Source organism: Gilliamella bombi, assembly GCF_900103255.1.
Taxonomy (GTDB): Bacteria; Pseudomonadota; Gammaproteobacteria; order Enterobacterales; family Orbaceae; genus Gilliamella; species Gilliamella bombi.
The window spans coordinates 1-4,422 of the sequence record NZ_FMWS01000109.1; the positions used below are offsets into that span (position 1 = coordinate 1).

Sequence of the window (4,422 nt, forward strand, 5' to 3'; positions counted from 1 at the left end):
CTTATGCCTATTGGTATAATCATAAACGATTACATTCTTTGTTAGGCTACTTGCCTCCCGTTGAATTTAAAAAACACTTACCCCTTAATTTTTTTGTTTGAAAATGTGTTGCCATTCCAGTGTAGATTATCTTGCGAATAAGCAACCGTTCTTCCAACTACATCAACCCAGCCAGAGGGTGGTGTCCAAGTCTCAAAACCCATTTTTACTCCTTATAAATATATTACATATATTTCTGAGCTTTATTATTTGTTTACCTTTGTTCTAAATAATGTCAAAAATAATACCTCACATTTTGCAAAAATAAATGGCTGTTAATCTTTTATTGATACTCATTTATTATCTAAAAATTTGTTGAACATTAGCCCAATAAATTCATCAGAATAAACTGGTAACATATCGTAAAGTTGAGGATTATTTTTATTTTTAATATGGCTTGTTGTAAATTTGATATTGCCTTCTTCATCCAGATATTGATTTTCAACACCATCACTATAATAACCGTAATAGCGAATAATATGATTGGTTTTTACACCATCAGGGGTAAAACGTTCTATTACGCCATAAATCCTATCTTTCTGAACTTTACTAAAAACTGCGATTTTTCTATTTTCATTATCTTTGATTGTTTGCGACACTGTATATAAACCAATATCATCATAGATCGTTTCTATGGTTATTGATGGCATAACAGGGCTTTCTAATACTTTCAATATTTGTTTAATCATTTGATTGTTATCTTTATATTCATACTGCTGTAACGTCTTTTGTATCCTCGTTTTTTGTAGTATTGAATCAATTTTCCCCATTACTTTTTCTACTCGAACGTATCTAGGCAATGAAATAGCTTGTTCAATGCCATCTAATGGGATTAATTGACCTTTATCATCTAAGCTAAAAAAATAGGAACCATTTTCTAACGATTTGAATTGTTCTAAAGGCAGTGATAACGGAACTTGTTGCCATTTTTCCATTGAAATTGTTTGATATTGATAATTATCACCTACTGTTACTTTAACTAAATCTACATACTCTTCTTTAGGATACTGAAATTCAGCTTCAGATAAGCTCATTGCAAATTGATGTGGGTAATTTTTATAACGTTCTTCCGCCCATTTTGGAAATGGAGTTGGGTGGTAATAACTACTGTTCGGTTTTATACCTAAAAATTTGGCTCGAGTGATGGCTTCTTGATCTGCTAATGTGGTATCTTTATTAAATGCCATTTGTTGAATGAAATTACTTATATGGAAATGATGTGCCCTTTTAAAATCCATAGGAATAGATTGATAAATAGCGGGTTGAGGTAAATCCTGATCATAGAAAATTTCTGGTTTAGAATTTGTGGTTTTTACAATATTCCCTGATTCATCTAAATATTGGCTTTCAACATTACCTTTTTGATCATAAATAATGGTATGGTTAACCTTAACCCCTTTTTCATTAAAAATATCCATGATTGAATAAACATCGTTTGTATATAAATAAGTCATAACCGCTTTATAATTTGTCACTAGGTTATGTTTTAACATTTTTATTCGCTTGCCAGTTTGATCATTTTCAATTTCGTAGCGAACAAGTGGCTTATTATTTAAATCGAGTTTTTCACTAATATCTGTTTGTATATTACCATTTGGCCAATATGTAAAGATATTTTTATTAATATACGTTAAAGGACGTTTTTGCATTTTTATTACTTTACCTTGTTGGATGATTACCTTGAGATAACAGTCTTGTGCTAATGCTTCTTCAGCCGAGTTTAAGTGATGAAGTTGATACTTTTCGTCCAAGGTAAAAAAGTGTTCACCATCTGGATAATCATCAAACATGGCAATGGGAAATAAAATATCAATCAAATCTCTGTCTTTTTCGAGAATACTTTTATATTGATAATTATCATCCAATTCAATAATTTGAATTATATTATCAGGAGAGTTGGGGTTTATTTTTTCTGCTTCAGCCAAAGTGATAAATGGTTGTGTTGGAAAATTTTTATATTTACTATAATTATAGTCAGAGTGAATATAAGTGATATGGGGCTTAATTCCTTGTGCTTTTAATTGGTTAATGATGATATCATCGGATAAATTTTCTTTTTGCATTGTTAGTCCTAAAGTCGAATAAAATACATTTGGTAATAAAATAAAAAGGTAAATTAATTTTAGAAATTTTTTTCTCATCAGTAACGCCTTTATTTTTCATACTTAACAAGTAACTTTATACTCATAATTTTCTTTGATTTTTTTCGAAATATCCTCTAACTTGGTTAATACTTGAAAATAAATAGGTTTTTCTTTTTTCCTTTTTTTGATATTTTCAAAATATTTACGAAAATGTTCATCTTTATCTTCAGCAATAATTGGATCAGCTAAACCAACATGACCTAATAATAAAAATAGAAAGGTGTGACAATTGACTTCATTATAGCCATCATTATACCAACTCCATTCTTTTGAATATTCATCGTAAAATGAGTTTGCAAATTCTCTAATTTCTTTAATAATATCTTCTTTCGTTCTGTTATCATTGGGGAGTAAATAAGGGTGTGACATCATTTTTATTTCACCTTTATGAAATCGTGAACATTGATGAGGATCAAAAGCATAAATAGATAAGTTATTATTCATTGTTTTCCTTCCAGCTTCTCGTGGTGTTATATGAATAAGAAATTCAGATTCGTCTTTTTTTCGCCTTACCGTTGAATCACCATTTAAAGTCCCAGCTTCTTTAAATTCAATCAATTTGATAGGAACATTAGCGGTTGTCTTAGGGTCTTCATTAGGAGTTATTGTCACAGGAAAATCAACAGGATACCATCCATAACTTTCTCTAAAACCATTAGCAGACTTAACATTTCCTAAACTAATTATTTCTGCTTCGGTCTTATATTCTTCTCTAGCTACCTTTATATGTTTATCAATAATATCTTCATTATCATGGATAATTTCAATCCAATAATGACCAGGAAAAGCACCATTTTTCCCAAAAAAAGCTAATGGAATTCTACATATTCGAATCCAATCAAGTTCTCTATAACCTGCTTTTACATATTTATACGAAGTACAAGGATTGTTAGGATCATAAGGAACAGTATTCCCCATAATAGCAGTACCTAAGTCGCCCCAATCACTCATAAATATTTTCTCCATTAATTAATTATTTATATTTAAAAATAACGTTATCTTCTTCATATCCTGATGTTACAATTTGCGCTTTACCTTGTGCATCGGTATTGCCTAAAGCTATATATGGTAATGCCTTTATACTTCAGTACTAATTATCCAAAAAAACATAACTTAAATTAATTACACTAATTTGTTACTGTATTATTTACCGTAGACATGATTGGGATTAATCATTTTCTAACTCTCTTTGATAAAGCTTAAAAAGTTGATATTCCAGCTGATCTATAAAAATAGGATAGAAAGGTTCTTTATAAATTTTATCGTAGACTGAATCTTTTTCGGGATAATCATCCGTTGTTTTAATCAGTTGTCCTTTTTCGTCTAAATATTGGTTTATTATGTCAGGATCATTATTCTTATTTATTTCAATACGATTGGTTTTTATTCCATTTGAGTTAAATTCCTCAAAAATAGCATGAAAATCTGTTGGATTGATAACTGTAATTGTTCTTACCGTTATTCCTTGATTATCTTTAATCACTTGGTATTTTGGCAAATAATTTTCCCATTTTGTCTCAATGATTAAGTTTGGTAACAGCGTGCTTTCCAGTAAATTAAATTTACTGTTTTTCAAACTATTATCTTGATATTCAAACTCATTTAATACTTTATAAATTCGTGTTTTTTTAACTATCGAAATTATCTTACCCATCTCTTTTTCAACACGTATATAGTTTGGTTGTTCTACCGCTTGTTCAACGTTTTCTAATGGAATTAATTTTCCGTTATTGTCCATAACAAAAAAGTAGATGTCGTTTTCTAGTGGTTTAAACTGTTCTAATGGTAAAGTGATTGGAGTTTGTTGCCACTTTTCTTTAATCAAAGTTTTATACTGATAATTATTGCCCACTTCAAATTTGATTAAATCACTGTATTTGGCATTAGGTTGTTGATGTTCCGCTTCAATTAATGTTAAAGGTTTTTGGTGGGGAAAATTTTTATAACGATTAGGCCAAAAAAGGGGATAAGTTACCTTTGCGTAATACGGTTGATTAGGAGTAATTCGTAAATACTTGGCGCGGTTTATCGCCTCGTTATCCCATTGTGTTGTATTTTTATCTACAGTATGAAGAAAAAACTTCTCTGTTAAAACTACGTCTGTTTTTTCAATATCCATTAATAAATTATTATAAGGATAACTCTCAGCTAATTGTTCTTTAAGCGGATCGAATATATCATCAGGCACCTTATTACTTATTGCTACCAGTTTTCCTTCATGATCCAATATTTGATTTTC

The 4,422-nt window shown here is 29.8% G+C and carries 5 protein-coding genes; 1 reads left to right on the forward strand and 4 read right to left on the reverse strand.

The window, feature by feature from the left end:
• Positions 1 to 101, forward strand: a 101-nt coding sequence (locus B9N71_RS13665) for an IS3 family transposase (RefSeq protein WP_143422164.1), incomplete at its 5' end; no start/stop codon positions are given.
• Here the strand turns inward: B9N71_RS13665 and B9N71_RS13435 are convergent.
• The 4 genes from B9N71_RS13435 to B9N71_RS13165 form a co-directional block, all read right to left on the reverse strand.
• Positions 78 to 203, reverse strand: coding sequence for a hypothetical protein (locus B9N71_RS13435; RefSeq protein WP_279626704.1), 126 nt, complete (start codon positions 201 to 203; stop codon positions 78 to 80). The two genes, B9N71_RS13665 and B9N71_RS13435, sit on opposite strands and share 24 nt — an antisense overlap.
• A 129-nt stretch (positions 204 to 332) precedes the next feature.
• The gene (locus B9N71_RS12445; protein WP_085166127.1) at positions 333 to 2,180 is read right to left on the reverse strand and encodes a hypothetical protein; all 1,848 of its coding nucleotides are present in this window, start codon (positions 2,178 to 2,180) and stop codon (positions 333 to 335) included.
• 24 nt (positions 2,181 to 2,204) lie between these two features.
• Positions 2,205 to 3,134, reverse strand: a complete 930-nt coding sequence (locus B9N71_RS12450; RefSeq protein WP_085166128.1) for a hypothetical protein — start codon at positions 3,132 to 3,134, stop codon at positions 2,205 to 2,207.
• A 217-nt stretch (positions 3,135 to 3,351) separates the two neighbouring features.
• On the reverse strand, positions 3,352 to 4,422 hold a 1,071-nt coding region (locus B9N71_RS13165; protein ID WP_167370125.1), incomplete at its 5' end, for a hypothetical protein.